The organism is Clostridioides sp. ES-S-0049-02 (genome assembly GCF_020658465.1).
Classification (GTDB): domain Bacteria; phylum Bacillota; class Clostridia; order Peptostreptococcales; family Peptostreptococcaceae; genus Clostridioides.
On record NZ_JACVWG010000002.1, the window covers coordinates 119,333 to 141,228 of the forward strand.

The 21,896-nt window shown below is 27.2% G+C and carries 22 protein-coding genes and 3 pseudogenes; all 25 read left to right on the plus strand.

Translation table 11 applies throughout. The features are described 5' to 3' along the window. The first annotated feature begins 30 nt into the window (after positions 1–30). The 25 genes and pseudogenes from IC213_RS06820 (at position 31) to IC213_RS21275 (ending at position 21,867) form a co-directional block, all read left to right on the plus strand. Positions 31–279: pseudogene (locus tag IC213_RS06820) on the plus strand (JAB domain-containing protein). A gap of 209 nt (positions 280–488) precedes the next feature. Continuing rightward, positions 489–623: a hypothetical protein gene (locus tag IC213_RS20925; protein ID WP_255619060.1), complete on the plus strand. Its 135-nt coding sequence runs from the start codon at positions 489–491 to the stop codon at positions 621–623. 303 nt (positions 624–926) lie between these two features. Then, on the plus strand, positions 927–1,052 hold the full coding sequence (locus IC213_RS20930) for a hypothetical protein (protein WP_255619061.1): 126 nt from the start codon (positions 927–929) through the stop codon (positions 1,050–1,052). 56 nt (positions 1,053–1,108) lie between these two features. Continuing rightward, positions 1,109–1,438, plus strand: coding sequence for a hypothetical protein (locus IC213_RS06825; RefSeq protein ID WP_227862887.1), 330 nt, complete (start codon positions 1,109–1,111; stop codon positions 1,436–1,438). 97 nt (positions 1,439–1,535) lie between these two features. After that, positions 1,536–1,718 (plus strand): hypothetical protein, encoded by a 183-nt coding sequence (locus tag IC213_RS20935; protein WP_413927299.1) that lies wholly within the window; start codon positions 1,536–1,538, stop codon positions 1,716–1,718. 17 nt (positions 1,719–1,735) lie between these two features. Then, positions 1,736–1,978 (plus strand): annotated as a pseudogene (locus IC213_RS20940) (tyrosine-type recombinase/integrase); the annotation flags it as partial. A gap of 539 nt (positions 1,979–2,517) precedes the next feature. After that, positions 2,518–3,651 (plus strand): DUF262 domain-containing protein, encoded by a 1,134-nt coding sequence (locus IC213_RS06835; protein WP_227862888.1) that lies wholly within the window; start codon positions 2,518–2,520, stop codon positions 3,649–3,651. Next, positions 3,626–4,189, plus strand: a complete 564-nt coding sequence (locus tag IC213_RS06840; RefSeq protein ID WP_227862889.1) for a hypothetical protein — start codon at positions 3,626–3,628, stop codon at positions 4,187–4,189. Before IC213_RS06835 ends, IC213_RS06840 begins: the two co-directional genes overlap by 26 nt. Before the next feature lie 56 nt (positions 4,190–4,245). Beyond that, positions 4,246–5,709 carry an Eco57I restriction-modification methylase domain-containing protein gene (locus IC213_RS06845; RefSeq protein ID WP_227862890.1) on the plus strand — a complete coding sequence of 488 codons (1,464 nt, stop codon included), beginning with the start codon at positions 4,246–4,248 and terminating at the stop codon, positions 5,707–5,709. A 278-nt stretch (positions 5,710–5,987) separates the two neighbouring features. Beyond that, positions 5,988–6,950, plus strand: a complete 963-nt coding sequence (locus IC213_RS06850) for a helix-turn-helix transcriptional regulator (RefSeq protein WP_227862891.1) — start codon at positions 5,988–5,990, stop codon at positions 6,948–6,950. 77 nt (positions 6,951–7,027) lie between these two features. Next, positions 7,028–7,657, plus strand: coding sequence for a type 1 glutamine amidotransferase family protein (locus IC213_RS06855; RefSeq protein WP_227862892.1), 630 nt, complete (start codon positions 7,028–7,030; stop codon positions 7,655–7,657). 499 nt (positions 7,658–8,156) lie between these two features. Then, positions 8,157–8,570 carry a hypothetical protein gene (locus IC213_RS06860; RefSeq protein ID WP_227862893.1) on the plus strand — a complete coding sequence of 138 codons (414 nt, stop codon included), beginning with the start codon at positions 8,157–8,159 and terminating at the stop codon, positions 8,568–8,570. Between the two features lie 60 nt (positions 8,571–8,630). After that, complete coding sequence (locus tag IC213_RS06865) at positions 8,631–9,047, plus strand: hypothetical protein (RefSeq protein WP_227862894.1); 417 nt, start codon at positions 8,631–8,633, stop codon at positions 9,045–9,047. Then, the gene (locus tag IC213_RS06870; protein ID WP_227862895.1) at positions 9,048–9,260 is read left to right on the plus strand and encodes a helix-turn-helix transcriptional regulator; all 213 of its coding nucleotides are present in this window, start codon (positions 9,048–9,050) and stop codon (positions 9,258–9,260) included. It abuts the gene before it with no gap. 462 nt (positions 9,261–9,722) lie between these two features. Continuing rightward, entirely contained in the window at positions 9,723–10,766 is a 1,044-nt protein-coding gene (locus tag IC213_RS06875) for an extracellular solute-binding protein (protein ID WP_227862896.1), read from the plus strand. A 239-nt stretch (positions 10,767–11,005) separates the two neighbouring features. Beyond that, complete coding sequence (locus IC213_RS06880) at positions 11,006–11,998, plus strand: ABC transporter ATP-binding protein (RefSeq protein ID WP_227862897.1); 993 nt, start codon at positions 11,006–11,008, stop codon at positions 11,996–11,998. 1 nt (position 11,999) lies between these two features. Next, positions 12,000–13,694, plus strand: a complete 1,695-nt coding sequence (locus IC213_RS06885) for an ABC transporter permease (RefSeq protein WP_227862898.1) — start codon at positions 12,000–12,002, stop codon at positions 13,692–13,694. A gap of 658 nt (positions 13,695–14,352) precedes the next feature. Beyond that, positions 14,353–15,243, plus strand: coding sequence for a ketose-bisphosphate aldolase (locus IC213_RS06890; protein ID WP_227862899.1), 891 nt, complete (start codon positions 14,353–14,355; stop codon positions 15,241–15,243). A 24-nt stretch (positions 15,244–15,267) separates the two neighbouring features. Then, positions 15,268–17,163: a fructose-specific PTS transporter subunit EIIC gene (locus tag IC213_RS06895; RefSeq protein WP_227862900.1), complete on the plus strand. Its 1,896-nt coding sequence runs from the start codon at positions 15,268–15,270 to the stop codon at positions 17,161–17,163. A 220-nt stretch (positions 17,164–17,383) separates the two neighbouring features. Further along, positions 17,384–19,291, plus strand: a complete 1,908-nt coding sequence (locus tag IC213_RS06900) for a BglG family transcription antiterminator (protein ID WP_227835141.1) — start codon at positions 17,384–17,386, stop codon at positions 19,289–19,291. After that, the gene (locus IC213_RS06905) at positions 19,281–19,730 is read left to right on the plus strand and encodes a PTS sugar transporter subunit IIA (RefSeq protein ID WP_227862901.1); all 450 of its coding nucleotides are present in this window, start codon (positions 19,281–19,283) and stop codon (positions 19,728–19,730) included. Before IC213_RS06900 ends, IC213_RS06905 begins: the two co-directional genes overlap by 11 nt. 393 nt (positions 19,731–20,123) lie before the next feature. Continuing rightward, the gene (locus IC213_RS06910) at positions 20,124–20,900 is read left to right on the plus strand and encodes a nitroreductase family protein (protein ID WP_227433827.1); all 777 of its coding nucleotides are present in this window, start codon (positions 20,124–20,126) and stop codon (positions 20,898–20,900) included. A 15-nt stretch (positions 20,901–20,915) separates the two neighbouring features. Beyond that, positions 20,916–21,281, plus strand: a complete 366-nt coding sequence (locus IC213_RS06915) for an ArsR/SmtB family transcription factor (RefSeq protein ID WP_227433828.1) — start codon at positions 20,916–20,918, stop codon at positions 21,279–21,281. A 160-nt stretch (positions 21,282–21,441) separates the two neighbouring features. After that, a pseudogene (locus tag IC213_RS21270) lies at positions 21,442–21,624 on the plus strand (helix-turn-helix transcriptional regulator); the annotation flags it as partial. Between the two features lie 27 nt (positions 21,625–21,651). Then, complete coding sequence (locus IC213_RS21275; RefSeq protein WP_413926638.1) at positions 21,652–21,867, plus strand: AbrB/MazE/SpoVT family DNA-binding domain-containing protein; 216 nt, start codon at positions 21,652–21,654, stop codon at positions 21,865–21,867. The last annotated feature ends 29 nt before the right edge of the window (positions 21,868–21,896 follow it).

The following is a 21,896-nucleotide window of genomic DNA, read 5'->3' on the forward strand; positions in this document are numbered from 1 at the left end:
AATGAACCTATAAATATATCTGTTGTCAGTATAGGCACTCTTAATTCATCATTAGTTCATCCTAGGGAAGTTTTGAAGACTGCAATTCTATCTAATAGCAATTCTATAATGATATCTCATAATCATTCTTCTGGGAACATTGAACCGAGTAGTTAAGATAAAAATATTACTGAAAGACTATTAGAAGCTTGTAATATACTTGGAATTAAACTACTAGACCACATTATAGTTGGAGGTAATAAAAAATATTTTAGCTTTAAAGAAAATTTATTGATTTAAAGTAGAATTTTGAAAGGAATTAGAGGAAGTGAAACTTCTATTCCAAATAAGTTATTATATTTTTAATAGTAAATAAAGTAGGAGGTAGAGTGTTTGAGCGAATATAGCAAAAGATATAAGGGAGTATATTCTGAAATGGTAATGATTCTTGGAGAGGAGGTTGTAAAAAAATACATGAAAATTATAAAGGACAGCAGATAACATTTCCTATGAGATTATATTCTACAGAGTATATTGAAAGTTACATAAATAAAAATAAGCATACGAAAGGTACTAAAGAATTATCTAAAGAAATTGGATATTCAGCAAAATGGATAAAATGTATAATGAATAAACAAAAATAACTAAATAGATGGAGATGTGTTTAGATGGAATATATAACGATGATAATGGGAATTATTCCTGGAATTTTAATATGGTATAAACACCATAGCTTATCAAATAGTAAATTCTAGTGGATTTCCAATGATAAGATGTGGTAGGAAGATATTGATAATACGTTCTAAAATAGATGAATGGTTAGAGGCCCAGATAGGTAAATCGTTTTAATAAATACATGCTATTAATTTATTAATAATAACTAATATGTTTTAGATTAAATACTTTAATTTTTATGTATTATATAGTATTTAAGGATAGGAGAGTATATGGCAAGAAAAAGAGCAAATGGAGAAGGTACTATAGTTAAAAATATAAGAAATGGAATTCAAAAAGGATGGAGAGCTTCTATAACTGTAGATAGATATAATAAGGAAAAAGTTAAACGTAAATAATTCACAGGAAAACACAGCAAGAAGTTAGACAAAAATTAGAACAATATAAGAAAGAAATGCTTTTAGGAATATTATCGACGGAGGACAAAATAACACTAGAAGAATGGTATTATATTTGGTTATTTGAATATAGAATAAAGGATTTAAAACCTAAATCATTTGAAAAATATGAAGGTATATACAGAAATTATGTGAAAGGTAGTGACATAGGAGTATTAAAATTAAAAGATCTAAGGGCAACACATTTACAGAGATATTACAATAAACTTCAAGAGATAAAGCCAATTTCTACAATAAAAGGATTAAATACAAGATTAAAACCATGTCTTGGTGACGCTGAAAAACAAGGATATATACAAAATATTGTAAAATATTACTACTCCTAAAGATAATAAGCCTAAGGAAATTAAGGTATTAAGTCCATTAGAACAAAGAAAATTTATAGAAGCTATACAAGGTCATAAATTAGAAATATTATTTTTAATAGCACTAGGTACTGGACTTAGGTTAGAGGAGCTTTTAGCACTTAAATGGACAGATATTAATTTTGAAGATTGTAATCTAACTGTAAATAGAAAGATACAAAGAGTTACTCAGATATCAAGAAATGGAACACGAGCATCTAAGTTGATAGAGCAAGAGCCTATAAAAATAGTAATAGAATAGTTCCTATACATAAAGATATATTATCAAAACTTAAACTATATAAGAAAGAACAAAGTAAACATAAGTTATATGTAGGAGAAATTTATAATAATAACTGTGTATTTGTAGATGAATTAGGAAATCCTATTGATGATAAAAGACCAGGCAGAAATTTAAAAGTAATACTAAGAAATTTAGATATAGAACAAATTAAGTTTCATGCCTTAAGACATACATATGCTACAAGATTATTTGAAGCTAAAGTTCCTCCTAAAACAGTACAAGTATTAATGGGACATTATGATATAAGTATTACTTTAGATATATATAATCATGTAATGGAAGATGTTAAGATAGAAGCAGTAGAGAAAGTAAATGATATATTTATTATATAAGTTATATATAATAAATGGTATATCTAGCAATAGATATAAAGTAAGGTTTTTATTAATAAAACATAAATTATGAGTAGTAGTCTGTATAGTCGATATAGTAATGAAAACTAAAATGCTATCATGAAATTTATATTATTAATTTACATGATTATCCATAGTGAGGCCTAGTAATGAGTATAGTAAATAATTATATCCTATATATTAATAAAATTATATTAAATATTAGTAATTAAGTTGTTATATTATACAAATATTTAATAATTAGCATTAAAGTAATGATACAAAATAAATCAAGATTTTATTTATTTTGTATTTTTCCTAGAATTTTTTATTAATAATTATTATAATGAGATTAGTTGTGCCTGCTATAATTATTTATATATTAAATAGCATGGTACTATAGAATATAAAGGTAGGGTGTTGTCATGAGTTTAAATAAAAAATGGAAAGAACTTAGAAATACAGCAAATACAGAGAATGTATTAATGACTATTTCTGAAATAATAAAGTTTTATGAGAGAGGTAGAATAAAAATAAATCCTGCATATCAAAGGAACTACAGATGGAGTAATGAACAAAAAGCCAAGTTTATAGAATCATTGCTATTGAAATATCCTATACCTCCAATTATAACTATTAAAACGGAGAATGAAAATGGTCTTTATAATTATGAGATAATTGATGGAGTGCAGCGACTATCTACTATATTTGAATTTGTTAGTGCAAAAACTTTAGATGGACAAACAATAGAAAATAAAGTAGAAAGTCTAAAAAAATTGCAGGGAGCTACGGAATTCACAGAACTAAATGGGAAAGATTGGAATGATTTTCAAGAGGAGCAGTTTGATTTTATATTTGAGTCATCTACATTGTTATTTATAAATTTAATGACAGAAAATGAAGATGTAAAATACGAAATGTTTGAAAGATTAAATACCCTTTCAACAGAATTATCTCCACAAGAGGTAAGAAACTCTATAATCGCATTTAAGGATAAAGACAAATATATAGAAATTTCAAATATAATTAATGAATTAAGTATACCTATTTTTAGTACTTCTGAGATAGGAAAGCGAATAGACTTAGAATACTTCTTAGAATTTTCTCTTATAAAAAGATATGATCAATATAATAAAACAATTGATGAAAAGATCAAGGATATAATAAAATCAAAATCAAAAAATAAAAATAAGCATTTTGATATTTTATTAACTTCATATACGAAGATAGTAAATATAGATGAGTTACTTGAGGATATAAATGATTATAAGGAATTTTTACTATTAAATGAAGGATTGTATTTTAAAAAGTACAATAATATTAAACATAAGACAGAAGGAAATCCAATTAAATTTTTCTTTGAAGTATTAAGTTTCATTTATTTTAAGGATAAAAATATAATTTCAGAGGATATATATAAAATCAATTTTTCAGAGAATTATGCAGATATAGTAAAGTTAAAATACGGTAAAAACAATCCTAACGCAAAACTTAGATTTGAACTAGCAAAAAAAATAGTTTCGGAGTATAGTGGTGGAAATAGAATATTCAACGCTTGATACTATTGAAAGTTATGATAGACTTTTTTATGACTTTAGCAATAGAAGAGAACAGTATGACTTATTAAATAAAAATAAAAGATTGATATATTTAACTGCGGGATTGGGATTGTCAAATTCTATACATGAAAAATTTATAAAATCGGTGATAGAAGAATATAAAGCTGTATATTCGTTATCTAACAATAAAAGGAATAAGATTATAAATACATACAAAGCTCCTAAAAAAGTTAAAGAATTTGTTGAATTATTTGGCTTAAATTTAGATGAGGCTTTTGAATTAAACAAGCTAGAGATACAAAGTAAATTTAATATTATTGATTCAGTTGATAATTTATTAAATATTATTAGTGAACAGAGAGATGTCAGAAATAACTACCTTCATGGTGATTTTAATTTTAGTGAGGACATTCTTTTTGATACATTTAAAATGCATATTATAGAATTTCAAGAGCTACATAGCTTTATTCTTAAAATAATAAGATATAGTTTTATAAGTAATAGAGAAAACCTTCCAGATATTTCATTAGCTATATAATGGAAATATAAAAGATGAAGTAATATGTAAAATAATAGAAAAAATAGGTGAGTTTTATGATTAATTTTAAGGAAGTATATAATATATACTCAGAGCTTACTAAAGAATACTTTAAGGGGAAGGGAAAAGAAGAAATAAAGGATAAATCTCAGTACTTCACACCAATCGAAGAAGCTGAGACGTTAATAGAGGATATAAATATAATTAAAGAGGAAGTTGTAAGTATATTAGAACCCGCATGTGGTAACGGAATATTATTAATTAAATTGATTGAAAAGATTATTTTAAAAAATAATAAAGTAAACACATTTATTATTGATATTTATGATATAGATATTAGATTATTAAATAATGTAAAATATATAATGGATAATATAAATATTGAAGGGATAAAATTTATTATAAGATATTTCAATGAAGATTTTCTTAATAGTATAGAAATTAGACAATATAACTATATAATAATGAATCCTCCATACAAAAAAATAAATAATAAAGATGTACCAGATGGATTAAAACATTTTTTATATGGACAACCTAATTTATATCATTTATTTATAGCTAAAACACTAGATATGTTAAGTGATAAGGGAGTATTGTGTATAATTTCACCTAAAAATTATCTATCAGGTAAATATACTGAAAAATTAAGACGATATATAGTTGATAATTTTAGCATAACAAAAATTCATACTTTTAACGATAGAAATAAAAATTTTAGCAATAGTATCACACAAGAGGTCTGCATTGTCCATATAACAAAATCAATAGTAAAGAATGTAATTTTATCATATAATGATGAATCTAAATTTATAGTTGAAAAAAGTAAAATAATGTTAGGTGAAAAAAGTAAGATAATTTGTACACCAAGAAATACAGATGATTATAAATTAATAAAAATGTTTAAAAAATTTCCTGTTGGAACTATAGGAAAAGATTTAAGTATGAGGGTTGGAAAAGTAGTTCAATTTAGAGTTAAGGGAAGAGAGACAAATTTAAGTGACAAAAATTATAAAGATTTAAAAAATGGTATACCTTTAATTGTATACAGGCATATTAGTGGTAGTGAAATAAACTATAGAACATTAGATGATAAATCTAAAAATAATGCAGTTACACTTATTGATGATGGTTTAAATAATTCACTACTTATAAAAAATAAAAATTATGTATTGATTAGAAAGAATATAGATAAAAAGTATGATAAATTAGTTCATGCAGTGAGCTATTTTAGCAATTTAGATTCTAATAAGTTAGCAATTGATAATGGAATAATATATTTGACCAATGCAGATGATTCCTTAAGTAAAGATGAGGTATTAGGTTTACAGTGCATATTAATGTCTAAACAGTTTGATAGTTATTATCGTATGATAAATAGTAGTCATACAATTAATGTGTATGAATTAGAGAATATGCATTTTCCAAATATAGAAACAATTAGAGATATAGGCAAAAATGTAGTTGGTAATCAAATATCCGTTGAAGAAGCAAGTAAAGTATTTGATATTTATTTATAGTGTTATATATTTAGATAGATACACACAATAAGCACATGATATCCATAAAAAATAATAACAAGCTATAAGATTATAGAATGGGTAATGACTGTAGGGATGATGTATATACTAAGGTTTAAAAATAAGTAATATTAGGTAACATGTGTATACTAGTCTCTCCTAGCCTCCACCATTGAAATCCAAGAAAAATATTAGCAATTTGCTAATATTTTTTTTGTGAAAACTAATCATAACATATATAATTAACTTATAAAACACACATGAAGAGGTAAAACTATATGGCTAAAATTGATAATATGATGTCCATATTATGGATGTTAAACTCAGATAAAAAAATTACCGCAAAACAAATATCTGAAAAACTAGAAATAAACATAAGAACTGTTTACAGACACATTGATGCATTATCTGCTAGTGGAATACCTATAATTTCAGATACAGGTCATAATGGTGGATATACACTTTTGAATAATTTCATCAAAGCACCTCTTTATTTCGATCCAGAAGAGCAAACTGCTCTACTTCATGCAGCTATATTTGCTAAAGAAGAAGGGTGTTTCTTAGATGAAACATTAGATAAAGCAACTTCAAAGTTAAAAATGTATTCAAATCAAAAACAAGAAGAAATTTTAACAAAACATTTAATAGGTTTTGAAGTAATAAAACCAACTGGAAAAATATCCATAGAATCTGTACTTAAAAAGTTGAAGAATAGTATAGCAAATGAATTATCTGTAGAAATTAATTATCGCACAGCTCGTGAAGAAAAATCAAAATGTAGGATTATAAATCCATATGGAATTGTTCGTTGGAATAATAATTGGTACATAGTAGCATTTTGCCAAATGAGAAATGAGATTCGTAGCTTTAGGTTAGATAGAATTAGTAGTGTTATAGAAACATCAAATACTTTTAATAGACCAAAGGAATTTTCAGCAAGTGAATTCTTTATAAAGGGGATTATGGACGAAACAAAAGATGAAGATAATACTATACAATTAGTTATAGAAGGAAAGAGAAATGCATTGGACAACTTATGTCAGCATTGGCTTCTAGGATATTATTTGAAAGAAAGGACTTCAAATAAAGCAATATTTAAACTTCAAGAAGAGATAATATTTACATATGTACCAAATATACTTATACCTTATAGAAAATCTATACAAATAATTGAACCATTAAGCCTTAGGGATAAAATGGTTGAAGATTTAATTGAATTAATTAATCACTATCAAATTTAATAACTTAACTGACAGAGTCTGTCAGTTAAGTTATTTTACAATGTAGGTATATTAATTGATAAGATAAGGAGTAAAAGATGAAAAATAGAAAAGTATACATGTATGTATTCGATACTATGTCAGATTGGGAAGTTGGATATTTAACTGCTGAATTAAACACAGGAAGATATTTTAAAAAAGGATTAAAGCCACTAAAAGTAATTACAGTAGGAGTTGATAAAAATCCTATTATAACAATGGGTGGATTAAAAGTTTTACCTGAGATTACAATTGATGAGCTTAATATTGAAAGTAATGATTTATTAATTTTGCCAGGGGGAAATACTTGGATGTCTATGGGTCATGAGAAAATATTAGAAAAATCTAAGGAGGCTTTGGAACAAGGGTCTATAGTTGCAGCTATTTGTGGTGCTACTTTAGGGTTAGCTAAAACAGGTTTACTAGATTTTAAAAATCATACAAGTAATGATTTAGAATTTCTAAAAATGGTGATACCAAGTTATTCTGGAGAAAAATATTATAAAATGGAATCTGCAGTTAGTGATGAAAATTTAATTACTGCTTCTGGAATTGCACCATTAGAATTTACGATACAAGTTTTAAAAGTTTTAGATGTTTTTAAAGAAGAAGCATTAATTTCTTGGCTAAATCTTTATAAGACACATGACTCTAAATATTTTTTCGAATTAATGAATTGTAATAAATAAATTTAAGATTTATTTTTAAATTCAAATTCTAAACCACTTTCTCTATGGCAATAGATAAGTGGTTTAGAATTTTGATTATGAAATCCAAAACCATACTCCAGTCGCAAGAAAAGGTATTTTTGAAGGATATTGAAGTGAACTTAGGTTGTATAATTATACATTTCAATATTTCATATTAATTAGGATAATAGTTATTAAATGATATGATTGAGAAAATAGATATAATAAACTAATCTAGTACTGTACTGTAATGCTTACTAAAGAATAAATTTTTATGGTATAAGAATTTTTTAGAGAGCTGGTTATATAGGAGTGAATAAAAAAGTAATTTTATAATATTATTTGTAAGCATTAGATATCTATTATGAAATCTTTTATGAACTATACTTGTAAAAATATTATTAAGTATTTACAATATTTTCTTGTAATTTATTTGGAAAAGTTATATATTTATAACATGAAGTGTTATAAATATATAACTTTTAAGGGGTGATTTTATATGTCTAGATCAGAGCTTGGTGTTAAAGCAAATCTTGTTTCAGAATTCCTGATGTTATCCTATTTCTTTATAGACTTATTATTAGAAAAGTTTATTTTTAAAGGCGAAGGTATTTGGATTACTTTTATAATCTTATTAGTTTTTTGGGTATTTGACTCAATGTATAATAAAAAATATAATGATTTAGTTGATGAGGCATCAAAACTTATGTTATTAAAGGTTGATCAAATTGCATCAAAAATAATGCTGTACTCTATGTTTGTAATAGCTGTTCTCTTTTCAGCTAATCATACAAGAGCTTTGGATATATCAAATTTGGATATAGGTATAATTCTATTAGCAGTTTTATTTATACAATCGTTATCTAAATTAATTCTGTATATATATTTTGATAAAAGAGGTATATATAATTAAGTAATTATATTAATGAAAACAAAAACTAAAGAGTATATAACTTTTAAGGAGGGTTTTTATATGTCTAAATCAGAAACTGGAGTAAAATCAAAGCTTATCTTAGAATTACTTGTAATAACTTATTTTTTTATAGCGGTATTAGCGACTAAGTATATTTTTAAAGGTCCAAGTACTGCTTCTCTTCCAGGGCTGAGCTGGTTAATAGTTTTTGGTTGTTATCTAATTTATAATAAAAAATATAATGATTTAGTTGATGAATCATCTAAATTTATACTATCAAAGGTCAATCATATTGCAATAAAAATAATGATATATTCTATAGTTATAATTGCTATTTTCTTTGCAACTCCTTATACAAGGAATATAAATATATCAAACCAGGACACTGGCATAATTCTTATTGCAGTATTATTTATACAATCATTATCTAAATTAATTTTGTATGTGTACTTTGATAAAAGGGGGATATGTAACTAAGTGTCAATATTGATGAAGACAAAAATTAAAGAATATAGGGAAAAACTCCTTATGACACAAAATGAACTTGCTAAATCGGTTGGAGTAAGACGTGAGACTATTGTACACTTAGAAAATGGAAAATATAATCCTTCTCTAAAGTTAGCTATGGATATTGCTAAAGTATTCGATACTACAGTGGAAAATTTATTTGAATTTATTGAGGAAGAATAGTGGATAGATTATAATTATTTATAAGATGGTTAATGAAATATAGCTATTTAATTATTAAGTTCGCTAAAAATATTTGTATGTAATCTAATTTGTGATTAAAGTTAGATTATAATTATTTTAAGATAAAAAGAGTATTGTAAATGATAATAATAATAAGTGATTTAAGAAAGTATCTCATATACCATAGAATCATTAGTTCAGATGACCTATTTATAGGTCATTTTTTATGTATATAATACTAATACTTAAAATATGTCTTGAAGAAATAAAATACTAATATTAAAAAAGGATTAATGTGAATACAAAAATTATATGTATAAAAATAAACATGAATATAGAAAAAAACAATAACAAAATAAGTAATTATAGAAAAATACAATTATATAGATTATTGTCGAATCGTTGACTATAAGAATAATAACATTTAAAATGAACATGGAGAATATGGGGGGAGGAGTCAATATGAAGAGAAAAATAGCAGCTATTTTATCAACTGTAGTGATGTCATTATCACTTGTAGCTTGTAGCAATGATGATGCAGCAAAAAGTGATAAATTAGAGGATACATTAGTAGTATATACTACTCATAGTGAGGATATGCTAGGAGCGATTTCTGAAGAATTTACAAAGGACACAGGAGTTAATGTTGAATTTATAAACTTAAAGGGTGAACTAGCAGATCGTGTTAGAAGTGAAAAAGATAATCCACAAGCAGACATAATGTTTGGTGGGGATACGTCTACATATATGCAATTAAAAGAAGAAGGATTATATGAAAAGATTGAACCAAGTTGGAATAATGAATTGGACAAGTCTTATAAAGATTCAGAAGGATATTGGTATGGAACTATAAAAACACCAGTAATGATGTTTTATAACACAAAATTATTATCAGCCGATAAAGCACCAAAAGATTGGAGCGATTTAACAAAAGAAGAATATAAAGATTTAATAGTTACTAGAGACTCATTATCATCATCTATGCGTTCTACTGTTAGTAACTTAATCAATTACTATTCAACTACTAAGAGTGAAGCTGAAGCTTGGAAGTATCTTGAAGATTTAAATAAAAATATAAAGAACTACTACAATAGTGGAAGTGTTATGTATTCAGCAATAGGTAAAGGTGAAGCTGCTATATCTGTTGCAGTGTTAAGTGATATAATAGATAATAAAGAAAAAAATAATATGCCATTAGAAGTTGTGGATGCAGAGAGTGGTTCTGTAGTAATTACAGACTGTGTAGCAGCTTTAAAAAATGCACCACATCCAAATGCAGCAGCTAAATTTGTAGATTTTGTTGGAAGTGCTAAAGTCCAATCTATGGTTGCAAATGATTTTAACCGTATACCAACATTAGATTCTGCACTTAAAGATTCACCAAAGTGGATGTCGAAAGAATATAAAGCTATGGATGTAGATTGGTCTGTAATTGGAAAAAATCAATCTAACTGGATTGAAAAGTGGGAAACAGATATAATAGATAATAATAAAACTATAAAATAGTCTAGTTAGATAATTTAATATTATATACAAAAATAGTGAGGACTTTCCTCGCTATTTTACGTATAAGGGAACTATAGTATATCATGGTTTTTGTGTAATTCACGCTACCTAATGATGCTAATACTCTGATATTAAATAAAATAGCTTTTGAGTAATTAATGAAGTAGCCGATGATGTGAAGTGATTCATCATGTGTATATTTAAAAATTTATAAATATTAGATATTTTGTGGGGTCGATATGGAGAATATAGAATTAAAGGAAATTAATCATTATTATGGAAAAGAAAAAGTATTACATGATATTAATATATCCATCAAAGAAGGCGAATTTTTTACTTTATTAGGCCCTTCTGGATGTGGTAAAACAACCATTTTAAGAATAATTGGTGGATTTATAAAACCTTCTTCTGGGAGTATTTATGTTGGTGATAAGAATATTACCAACCTAGAACCAGAAAATAGAAATATGGGAACTGTTTTTCAAAACTATGCATTGTTTCCAAATATGACTGTAGAAGAAAATGTATCTTATGGATTAAAAATAAAAAAATTATCTAAAAAAATTATAGTAGAAAAATGTGATACTTATTTAGAACTGGCAGGAATGAAAGATTTTAGGAAAAAAAAGATTGATGAATTATCTGGTGGACAGCAACAAAGAGTGGCAGTAGCAAGAGCATTAGCTACTGAGCCTACTATGCTTTTATTAGATGAACCAATGTCTAATCTAGATGTAGCTTTAAGAGTTAAAATGAGAGAAGAAATAAGAGAGATACAGCAAAAAATTGGTATTACTACTTTATTTATTACTCATGATCAACAAGAGGCGTTGGCTATTTCTGATAGAATAGCTGTAATGGATAAGGGTAAAGTTCTTCAAATTGGTATGCCAATGGAAGTCTACAAAAGACCATTGAATGATTTTGTGGCAAATTTTGTAGGCACTTCAAACTGTATTGAAAAAGAGGATTATGTTAATTTTAATATTGAAAAAGAGACAAAGCCTTATATTTATAAAAGACCTGAAGAAATGGTATTGTTGCAAAATACTAACCAAAGTGGGTTTGTAAAAGTAAAAGTAGAATCTAAGCGTTTCTTAGGACCAATTTTAGAATATACAGTATCAAATAATGGGAAAAAATATCAAGTGACTGAACTTAATAGGCTGAATAATAGTAATAAATTAAATGTAGGGGATAGGGCATATTTAGGTGTGCTACAAGGTGAATAATATGATTAAAAAAAGAAACCATAGTAAATTCACATCTAAAAATATTATTTCTATTATTTTATACAGTATATTATTTTGGATTCTGATTGGATATATTATCGTTCCAATAGCTAACACCTTTGCACAAGCATTTCAAGGTGAAGCTGGATATTCTTTTGAAGTATTCAAAGAATATTTTTCAAATACTAATAATTTAAGGGTAGTAAGCAATACTATAATTTTGGGATTGGGTTCTGTAGTTGTGTGTGGAATTATGGGTATATCACTTGCCTTGTATATGACATTTGTTTGTGATAAACACAAAAAAATCATACATATTCTTTTACTAAGTCCAATGATGATTCCTGGAGTAATTATGGTAATTGCATGTATTCAGCTTTATGGAGAAAGTGGGATAGTTACAAAATCTATAGAAATTTTACTCTCATTTATCAACAAACCCTATGATTTTAGTGGATTAAAGGGAATTTTATTTGTGGTTGCCTATACTCAGTATGTGTATTTTTATTTAAATGTATATGTTGCCTTAAAATATGTGGATTACTCAACAGTTGAAGCTGCAAAAGGAATGGGAGCATCAAAGCTAAGAGTATTTTTCGATGTAATATGGCCTGTTATTACACCAGCTGTTATAACTTCTACTATTATAACTTTTGCATCAGGGATTAGTTCTTTCTCAGCACCAAATCTTATAGGTGGTGGTTTTAAAGTTTTGAGTACTCAGATTGTTAGGTCTAAGGCTAATAACCATATGGATATAGCTTCAGTTCAAGTGATTACTTTGTTACTAATGGGGATTGCATTTATGCTTTTGTTACAGTATTATGGCAAAAAATATGGAGTAGTATCATCCCTAAAATCTCAAAGTTATAAAGTTGACAATAGAAAAAAAGACTTATTTACATTTGTATGTAAGATTATTATTGAAATACAAATTATTATTATTATGCTCCCTATAATTACTATTGTATACTTATCATTTGTAAGTACACATTCAATTATGACGACCATATTTCCTAGAGATTTTACACTGGAAAACTATCAGATGATTTTCCAAAAATCACGTGTATTACAGCCTATTTTAAACAGTTTGAAAATGTCTTTAATGGCAGTAGCATTAGGATTAATAATTACAGTACCAGTATCATATTTAGTAATTAAAAAGGATAATACATATAATCGACTAGCAAAATTTATTATAATGTTACCTTGGAGTATGCCTGCAAGTGCCATTGCAGTTAACCTAATTAATACATTTAATCAAAAAAGTATATTTGCTTTTAATGAATCCTTAATAGGTGGTTTTTATATTTTGCCTATAGCATATACAATTTATGCCTTGCCATTACTATTTTCATCCAATGAGGTTGCTATGAAGTCAATAAATTTAGGACTAGAAGAATCATCAAGGAGTTTAGGTGCTGGAAGAATACAAACCTTTTATAATATAATAATCCCAAATATGATGCCAGGAATAATTTCAGGGGCTATATTAGTATTTATTCGTACAATTGGAGAATATACAATGTCAGCCTTGCTTTATGGCGTTTACAATAGACCTATTTCAATATCCATTGTAACTAATATGCAAGAATTTAAGATAGGAGTATCTATGGCTTATGGTGTATTAGTAATTGGGATATGTTATATAGCATTAGGAATAATTTATAAATTAGATAGAAAAAGATTTACATAAAATAGTAGGTACTAATTTATAAATTAGTGATTAGAAAACCAAGTTTCTTTATTTCTTAGAAATGAACTCAAGAAGTGTAATTTTGGTGTGTTATGTCAAGCTTATGACATCTAAAAATTAGATAATTGTGAGTATGATTCCTATAAATCATCTATACCATTGAAATGTACAAAAAGATATTGGCTGTCTGGCTAATATCTTTTTGATTTTTTGATATCAATATAGCATTAACTATAGTGCTAGTGTTTTAAAATTTATAGCTATAGGTATGTAAAATATAACATCTATGTAAGATATGCTATTATTGAATGTTAATTTTCAAGTAAATGAAAGTAGGGTATTTGATATGTTTGTATCTTTTGATAAATTGATGATATATCTAGAGGATAGAATTTAAATGAAGATTTACAAAGTAATCACAATTATTAGAGTCAGCTTTTGAGCTTATTGAGTATTGATAATAAATAAGTTTAAGAAATATAATTAACTGTGATACAGACTTCTAAAAGCTCCTTATTGAAAAGGAACTAAGAATATATAATAAAAGTTCCTTTTCAATAAGGAAAACGATTGTTATTTTCTGACTTTTATTACCCTGATATTATTTAAATATAAACAATAACAAATAAATCAAAATTAAAATATCAGGAGGTACAATATGTTAATAAATATGAAGGAAATGTTACAAGTGGCACAAGAAAATCAATTTGCAGTACCAGCATTTAATATAGGGAGTGGGCAAATACTTAAAGCAGTAGTACAGAGTGCTAATGAAAAAAATGCACCAGTAATACTTGCAATACACCCAAATGAGTTAAGTTTCCTAGAAGATAGCTTTGTAGCTAGTTGTATAGAAGAAGCAAATAAGAGTAAAGTACCTATGGTAATACATTTAGATCATGGGGCAAATAAAGAGCAAATATTAAGAGCGATAAAATGTGGATTTACATCAGTAATGATTGATGGCTCACATTTATCATATGAAGAAAATGTAGCAATATCTAGGGCAGTAGTAGAAATTGCAAAAGGATTAAATATATCTGTAGAAGGAGAACTTGGAACAATAGGAACAACTGGAACATCAGGAGAAGGTGGTTCTGATGAAATAATATATACAAATCCACAATTAGCTAGGGATTTTGTTGAAAAAACAGGTGTAGACACATTAGCCATTGCAATTGGTACAGCACATGGTATATATCCAAAAGGGTTTAAACCAGAGCTTAAATTAGATTTATTAAAAGAAATAAAAGAAGTAGTAGATATACCTTTAGTTCTTCATGGCGGATCGTCAAATCCAGATGAAGAAATAGCACAAGCAGTTAAACTAGGAGTTTGTAAAGTAAATATTTCAAGTGATGTTAAATCAGCGTATTATAAGAAGTGCAGAGAAGTATTAGAACAAAATCCAAGTTTATATGAACCAGATGCTATATATCCACAATGTATAGAAGCTGCAAGGGAAGTTATAGAGTTTAAAATGAATTTATTCAATGACATAGATAAATTAAAATGCTTTTCACCAAAAGAAGAATCAGTGATTGGATAACAAATTAAAGGGAGGGGCGAATTTATGGTAGACAAAATATTACGTAGTGATTGTATTGTATTAGATAAACAATTACAAACTAAAAAAGATGTAATTGATTATATGGCAAATCATTTGTATCATGGAAATTATATAAATGATAAAGAAAAGTTTATAATTGATATTAATAAACGTGAAAAAGAATCACCAACTAACATGGGAAATTTAATAGCTATCCCTCATGCTAAGTCAAGTACAGTAAAGCGACCTGTAATGATGTATTTAAGAACAGATAAGGATATCACGGATAATGATGGTCAAAAACTTAGGTCATTTTTTATGATAGCAGTTCCAGAGTCAGGTTTAGACGAGCATCTTAAGATTATATCTAGACTAGCTACATATTTAATGGATGAAAATCTTATTAAGAACCTACTAAGTGCAGAAACTCCATATGAAATATTAGATATATTTAATTATAAAGCTGTAGAATCAGGAGATTCAAGTAATAATCAAAATAAAGGTCTTATAGTTGGAATAACAGGATGTCCAACAGGTATAGCTCATACTTTTATGGCAAAAAAAGCGTTAGAAGAAGCAGGTCAAGAACTTGGATATGAAGTTAAAATAGAAACACATGGAGCCATAGGTGTAGAAAATAAGTTAACTAAAGAAGATATAAAAAGAGCTGAATACGTAATAATAGCTTGTGATAGAGAAGTTCAAACAAGTAGATTTATAGGAAAGAAAGTATTACAAAAGAAAGTAGCAGATGCTAAGAATGTTTCATTAGCCAAAAATTTAATTATAAATGCTGAAAATGGAATGGCTAAAGAAATTAAGCCAGGTGGAAAAACTTTAGAAGATTCAAAAGAAATACTTCAAGGGTCAGAGAAAAAAGGTATTTATAAGCACTTAATGAATGGTGTATCTGAAATGATTCCATTTGTAGTAATAGGTGGGATTGGTATAGCTATAGCATTTATGTTTGGTATATTTGCATCAGACCCAACTCATGAAACATACAATCCTATAGCTGGATTCTTTGGACAACTTGGAGGCGATTCAGCATTTAAGTTATTCATACCAATACTTGCTGGTTTTATAGCTAAATCAATTGCAGGAAGACAAGGTTTTGCTCCTGCTATGATAGCTGGTTTTATGGCAGTTATTGGAGGTTCAGGATTCCTAGGAGGTATGGTAGCAGGATTTGCAACTGGATATATAGCTTTAGGAGTAATGAAGATAACAGAAAACTTACCAGATGTATTAAAAGGGGTAAATGCTGTACTGATATGTCCACTGCTGATTGCATTCACAAGTGGAGCTATAATGTTCTTCGTAGTTAATACACCAGCATCATGGTTAAATGAAGCTTTACAGTCCTGGTTACAAAGTATGTCTGGAACTAATAAAGTATTATTAGGTGCAATATTAGCAGGAATGATGGCATCAGATATGGGAGGACCTATTAATAAAACAGCTTCTGCATTTGGATTAGCTATGTTTTCTAGTAATGTATTTGAACCATCAGCAGCATTAATGGTGGGTGGAATGGTACCTCCATTAGCAATAGCATTAGCCATGTTAATATTTAAAAATAAGTTTACTAAAGAAGAAAGAAAGTCAGCACTACCAACTGCTATAATGGGAGCATCTTTTATAACGGAAGGAGCAATACCCTTTGCAGCTGCAGATCCGTTAAGAATGATTCCGGCAAACATAATTGGTTCTTGTATAGGTGGGGCAATATGTATGAGTTTAGATATAACCTTGATGGCACCACATGGAGGAATATTTGTAATACCATTTGCATGTAGTGCACCAGTTGCGTATATAGCTTGTATATTAGCTGGCACAGTAATAACAACTTTAATTATAGGAATAACAAAGCCTACTATAAAGAGTGGAAGTGGTGAAGTTGAAGTACTTGGTGCTTAAATTATAAATAAGAGCTAAAATAAGGATATTGGAAGTAGTTAGCAACCTCTCAATATCCTTATTTTTTATTTTAAAATTATATCCTATATTATATCGATTTTGTAAAGTGTATCATAAATTCTTTTATGATACAGAAGTATTTTAGTATTTTTACATAGTTATTAAATATGCTAAAATAGTAATTAATAGAAATATCAAAAAATGGGTAGGGGGCATAAGTATGCTTGCATCAAGGCAAATTGAATTTCTTAAATTGATATTAAATGAAAGTGAATATAGACCTATAAAATACTTTAAAGATAAATTAAATGTATCAGATAAAACATTACAAAAAGATTTGAAGATGATTGAGATATATTTAGAAACTTTCGATATAAAAATTGATATAAAAAGGGGTTGCGGAATATTAATAGAAGCGTCAGCAAAGAAAGATATAGACCTAATTAATAGTTTAAATATACAACCAAAGGGAAATAAGTCTTTATCAGTAGAGCAAAGAAGAATGGAAATTTTAAAATATCTATTATTAAATTCAAATAATATAACTTCAATAAATCAGTTATCGGATAAATATTATGTAAGTAAAACTTCTATAGTAAATGATTTTAAATATATAGAGGAATGGATAAAAGAATATAATTTAAAACTTAATAAAACCTTAGAGGGAACTAAAATTATAGGTAAAGAAGTAGATATAAGGAAATCGATTGCTAAGATGGTAGATGATTTATTAGATGAAAATTATGAACAGCACGATATATCTGAGTTAACCAGATTAGATTCTGCTACATTTAGTGCATTGATAAATTTATTTGATATTGATTCTATCATATTTGTAGAAACTATAATTACAGAATTAGAAGATAATTTAGGATATGTTATAAGTCAGCCCTACTATATAAATTTAATTACACATATACTTATATGCTTAAAGAGAGTTGAAGAAGGTAATCAAATAGATTTTCAGGAAGAAAAGGAAGTCTCTATATGTAATTTGGATGAGTTAGTATATCAAAAGGTCACTACACTTATAGGTAAAATAGAAAATAGATACAGAGTAAAAATAACTAAAGATGAAATTAAATATATATATATATATTTAGTATCATCTGGATTTAGTAGCGAAAGCAATAAGCGTTGCAATGATGAATCAGATATATTAAGTGATAGTGAAAAAATATCATCTATAATGATAGAGAATATGTCACAGTTTTTAAATATAAATCTTAAAGATGATGAACTACTGCAAAAAAGTCTGACATCTCATGTAAGACACATGTTAAACAGATTAAGATATGATATCCAAATAAAAAATCCATTATTAGAAGAGATACAAGAGCGATTTTCTGAGGTATTGGGGTTATGCATGATGACTATAAATATTATGACAGAGCATTATAATCTGAAGAATATTAGTATAGATGAAGTTTCGTATATTGCTACATATTTTCAAGCAGCTATAGAAAGAAATATGAGTAGTAAAAGAGTAATAGTAGTTTGTAATACAGGATATGGAACATCTCAGCTTCTTGCTGCTAGATTAAAAAGAGAATTTCCTGAATGGACTATAGTTGATATAATTCCCATGCATCAGTTGAATAAGCGAAATTTGGATGATGTAGATTTTGTAATATCTACTGTAAATTTAGATTTGAAAGAGAAATCACATATAGTTGTATCAGTACTATTAATGGAAAGTGATATTAATAATATAAAAAATGCTTTACTTAATAAACCTAGAAAAAGTATGGACTTAGATACAAACTTATTAGGAGTATATTTAAAAGATAATATATATTTTAATTTTGATGTAAGCCAGATGAGAAGTTTAATAGGTATGAATTTAAGCAGTAAGTATGAATCTATTGCATTAGGAAAAGATTTAAATATATATATATGCAATCAAAGTAAAGTAAATAAGGGAATAATGAATGTCAATAATATTAATAGAACGATTGACCTTTACTTAGAAACTAGTAATCATAGTTTTTTAAAACATATTCTGATTGAAGTATCAAATCTATATAGGCAAAAGAACTATATAAATTATATAATAGATTGCGAAAGAGAAGAGGATATTAAAATATTATTTGATAACAATGTACTGGAGAAAATAAATGGAAATTAGAGAAATATTAAGCGAGGAAAGTGTTATTTTAGACTTAAAATCAACTACAAAAGAAGGTATAATACAAGAATTAGTAGATAAATTATATGATAAAGGAAGTATAACTTCAAAAAGTAAGTTTATAAAGGCACTAAATCATAGAGAGAAAATGGGCTCTACAAGTATAGGTTATCAAATGGCTATGCCACATGGAAAAACAAAGTATGTAAAGAAAGCATCTGTGGTAATAGGTAAATCTAGAGAAGGTGTAGATTGGCCAGGTATAGATGGCTTGCCTGTAAAATTAGTAATTATGTTTGCTATGCCACAATCTGAAGGTAAAGAAGATATAATGTTAATATCTAAAATAGCTTATATTTTAGGTGGTAAAGATATAAGTGAAAGGCTTTTAAGTGCACATACCAAAAAAGAAATAGTAGGTGTATTTTATGAAGCATAGATATTGTATAAACTATAAATTTGAATTTATTTTGGAATGAAAAATGTGTTATCATCTTTACCGATTCTAAACATGTGCCAAATTATTGATATGAGTTATTAGGATTAAACAAAGGAAAGTTATTAGTTGATAATAATGTAGCAGGATTCATGGAGAGATTTGCTAAAAAGGAAGAGAGAGTTTATTTTATAGTAAGAGATAAAAAAGACGAGCTTAAATTTCAAGCTTGTCTTTTTTATTATACAAAACCTATAATACTTTAAAATCTATGAAAAACTTGTGTAATAGAGGTATTAAAAATTTAATGGTAATCAAATTCTTTACCAATGAATATAAAAAACATCTTCGTGTTATAATAGTTTAAACTAATGAACGAAAGGTAGATGAATGTATATGAAATATCAACATATAATTGAAGTTAATAAAGACCTTTGTATTGGATGTGGACTTTGTAAAAATGATTGTCCAGTAAATAATATAATTATAGAAAATAAAAAATCAGTAATTAAAAAGCAAGATTGTCTAATGTGTGGACACTGTGCAGCAATCTGTCCCAAAGAAGCTATTACACTTACAGGGTTTGATGAACCACCAATAGAACTTACAAATAAGCCAAACTTAGACTCAGATGAATTACTAATGGCAATTAAATCTAGAAGAAGTATCCGGAAATTTAAAGATAAAGAAGTTTCTTCAGAAATTGTAAAGCAAATTATTGAAGCAGGTAGATACACACCTAGTGCTAAAAATTCACAAGATGTATCATATATTGTTTTAGACAATAAAAAAGCAATATATGAAAAGGAAGCAGTGAGATTTTTTAGAAAAATAAAACCTATTGCAAATATTGCTGTTAAATATTCAAAGGAAGTTGAGGTTGATGATAACTTTTTCTTCAAGCATGCTCCTATTGCAATAATGATAGTAACAAAAGATAAGATTAGTGGTTCACTTGCAGCATCTAATATGGCACTAATGGCAGAATCTTATGGTCTGGGGGTTTTATTTAGTGGATATTTTTCAGATGTAGCAAATAATTCACCAAAGTTAAAAAAACTTTTAGGTCTAAAACACAGGAATCATGTACTTATGACACTAGTGATTGGATATCCAGATGTTAAATATAGACGTACTGCACAAAAAGAACCAGCAAGTGTTAGATACTTATAAGGTATGGAGGAGTTTATGGAAAAAGAATGTCAGCAAAGAATACAAGAAATAACATCTAAATTTAAAGAATGTCGTAAAGCTATTTCTGCTATGGGAGATGAAACTAGACAGTTAATTTTAATAACACTCTTAGAAAGTGACTTCAATGGTATACGAGTAGGAGAAATTACAGAAAAAACACATCTTTCTCGTCCTGCTGTATCTCATCATCTTAAAATATTGAAAGAAGCAGAAATTGTTAATGTACGTAGAGAAGGAACTAGAAATTATTATTATCTTGATTCAAAAAAATCACAATGGAAATCACTAACAGAGCTAATAAATCTTATATTTGTTGGAATACAACATATTGGTGAAGATGATGTAAGAAAAGGTGAGTAAAGTAAAGTGATTTAGCAAAAAGGGGTTGTCGCATGAATAAATTAAATTTGTTCTGTGATAGCTCTTTTTTATGTATAAAAATATATACATGAATGTTAAGATTAGTTGATAGAATTTAAGTAATAAATCTAATACTATAAACATAGGAGGTATGAAAAATATGATTAATACGAATTTGAAAAGACTAAGAAAAATTCACCAGTACACACAAGAAGAATTAGCTGAAAAACTTAATGTTTCTAGACAATCAGTAGCAAAATGGGAAAATGGAGAATCTACTCCTGATATAGATAGTTGTATTAAACTTGCAAAATTGTATAATGTCAGATTAGATGATTTAGTTAATCATTCGGAAGAAAAATCAGGGATTATAGTACCACCTACAGGAAAATTTTTCTTTGGAGCTGTCGTAGTTGGTGAACGTGGTCAGATTGTTATTCCAAAAGAAGCAAGGGATGTATTTAATATAAACTCAGGGGACAAATTATTGATACTAGGAGATGAAGAAAGAGGATTAGGAATTGTTCATCAACGTGATTTGATAAATTTTATAGGTCATATGGGGGTAATAAGTAAAGAAGAGTAATTTAAAAAAATTATAAAAGGATGGATAAA

Coding starts and splice junctions, on each gene's coding strand:
- IC213_RS06875 (WP_227862896.1), top strand. CDS start 9,723: ATGAAGAGAAAAATAGCAGCTATTTTATCAACTGTAGTGATGTCATTA.
- IC213_RS06850 (WP_227862891.1), top strand. CDS start 5,988: ATGGCTAAAATTGATAATATGATGTCCATATTATGGATGTTAAACTCA.
- IC213_RS06855 (WP_227862892.1), top strand. CDS start 7,028: ATGAAAAATAGAAAAGTATACATGTATGTATTCGATACTATGTCAGAT.
- IC213_RS06825 (WP_227862887.1), top strand. CDS start 1,109: ATGCTTTTAGGAATATTATCGACGGAGGACAAAATAACACTAGAAGAA.
- IC213_RS06835 (WP_227862888.1), top strand. CDS start 2,518: ATGAGTTTAAATAAAAAATGGAAAGAACTTAGAAATACAGCAAATACA.
- IC213_RS06865 (WP_227862894.1), top strand. CDS start 8,631: ATGTCTAAATCAGAAACTGGAGTAAAATCAAAGCTTATCTTAGAATTA.
- IC213_RS06905 (WP_227862901.1), top strand. CDS start 19,281: ATGGAAATTAGAGAAATATTAAGCGAGGAAAGTGTTATTTTAGACTTA.
- IC213_RS06910 (WP_227433827.1), top strand. CDS start 20,124: ATGAAATATCAACATATAATTGAAGTTAATAAAGACCTTTGTATTGGA.
- IC213_RS06900 (WP_227835141.1), top strand. CDS start 17,384: ATGCTTGCATCAAGGCAAATTGAATTTCTTAAATTGATATTAAATGAA.
- IC213_RS06895 (WP_227862900.1), top strand. CDS start 15,268: ATGGTAGACAAAATATTACGTAGTGATTGTATTGTATTAGATAAACAA.
- IC213_RS06890 (WP_227862899.1), top strand. CDS start 14,353: ATGTTAATAAATATGAAGGAAATGTTACAAGTGGCACAAGAAAATCAA.
- IC213_RS06915 (WP_227433828.1), top strand. CDS start 20,916: ATGGAAAAAGAATGTCAGCAAAGAATACAAGAAATAACATCTAAATTT.
- IC213_RS20925 (WP_255619060.1), top strand. CDS start 489: ATGAGATTATATTCTACAGAGTATATTGAAAGTTACATAAATAAAAAT.
- IC213_RS06880 (WP_227862897.1), top strand. CDS start 11,006: ATGGAGAATATAGAATTAAAGGAAATTAATCATTATTATGGAAAAGAA.
- IC213_RS06885 (WP_227862898.1), top strand. CDS start 12,000: ATGATTAAAAAAAGAAACCATAGTAAATTCACATCTAAAAATATTATT.
- IC213_RS20930 (WP_255619061.1), top strand. CDS start 927: ATGGCAAGAAAAAGAGCAAATGGAGAAGGTACTATAGTTAAAAATATA.
- IC213_RS06845 (WP_227862890.1), top strand. CDS start 4,246: ATGATTAATTTTAAGGAAGTATATAATATATACTCAGAGCTTACTAAA.
- IC213_RS06860 (WP_227862893.1), top strand. CDS start 8,157: ATGTCTAGATCAGAGCTTGGTGTTAAAGCAAATCTTGTTTCAGAATTC.